The organism is Acidisphaera rubrifaciens HS-AP3, from assembly GCF_000964365.1.
GTDB classification, from domain to species: Bacteria; Pseudomonadota; Alphaproteobacteria; order Acetobacterales; family Acetobacteraceae; genus Acidisphaera; species Acidisphaera rubrifaciens.
The window spans coordinates 1-1,107 of the sequence record NZ_BANB01000779.1; the positions used below are offsets into that span (position 1 = coordinate 1).

The following is a 1,107-nucleotide window of genomic DNA, read 5'->3' on the forward strand; positions in this document are numbered from 1 at the left end:
GGCGCCGGGCGCGGCGGTCCTGTCCTGGGACCGTGCGGCGGGGGTGCTGCTGGCCGCATGAGCCGCGCGACGGCCACGATCCTCGCCGCCTGTATCGGCGCGGTGCTGCTGGCGCCGCTCGCCTGCGTCCTCGCGGTCAGCCTCGCGGCGCCGGCCGACGGCATCCCGCCCTTTGCCTGGGGGCTGCACCCCGGGAATTACGCGACGCTCGCGGACCCCTACTACGTGTCGGCCTTCCTGCAGAGCCTGCGCGTCGCGGGCGTCGCGGCGGGGCTGTGCCTGCTGCTCGGCTACCCGATGGCGCTGGCCATCGCCCGTGCCCCGGCGCGCCGGCGCAGCCTGCTGCTGACCCTGGTCATCCTGCCGTTCTGGACCGGCTTCCTGCTGCGCATGACCGCCTGGATCGGCATCCTGCGCGACGGCGGCTGGCTCGACACGGCGCTTGCCGCCGCCGGGCTGCCGCCCGCGCATCTGCTCTACACCCCGGCCGCGATGTATGTCGGCATCACCTATGCCTATCTGCCTTTCATGGTGCTGCCGCTCTATGCCCGCCTGTCGCGGCGCGACCCGGCAGTGGAGGAAGCGGCGGCCGATCTCGGCGCCCCGCCGTGGCGCGTGTTCCTCTCCGTCACCCTGCCGCTGTCGCTGCCCGGCGTGTGGGCCGGCCTCGTGCTCGTGTTCATCCCGGCGATGGGCGAGTACGTGGTCCCCGAACTGCTCGGCGGGCCGGGGGCGCAGACGATGGGGCGCGTCCTGTGGTCCACCTTCTTCGCCGAACAGGACTGGCCCACCGCCGCCGCCCTGTCGGTCGCGCTGCTGCTGGTCCTCGTGCTCCCCGCCGCGATCTGGCAGCACCGGCAGGGCGCGCGGCCATGAGGGCGGCGCTGCTGGCGGGCTATGCCTTTCTCTATCTGCCGCTCGTGCTGATGGCGGGGTTCAGCTTCAACGCGAGCCGGCTGCTGACCGTCTGGTCGGGGTTTTCCTGGCGCTGGTATGGCGCGCTCTGGCACGACGCGCCGCTGGTCGCCGCCGCCCTGCTGTCGCTGCGCATCGCGCTCGCCGCCGCTACCCTGGCGACGGTGCTGGGCGCGGCGGCGGGCCTCGTGC

Annotated in this window: 1 protein-coding gene and 1 pseudogene; both read left to right on the forward strand. The window is 74.0% G+C overall.

What is annotated here, in order from left to right; genetic code table 11:
* Positions 1-876, forward strand: an 876-nt coding sequence (locus B8460_RS17600; protein ID WP_307188644.1) for an ABC transporter permease, incomplete at its 5' end; no start/stop codon positions are given.
* Positions 873-1,107: pseudogene (locus B8460_RS17605) on the forward strand (putrescine ABC transporter permease PotI); the annotation flags it as partial. The gene B8460_RS17600 and the pseudogene B8460_RS17605, both read left to right, overlap by 4 nt.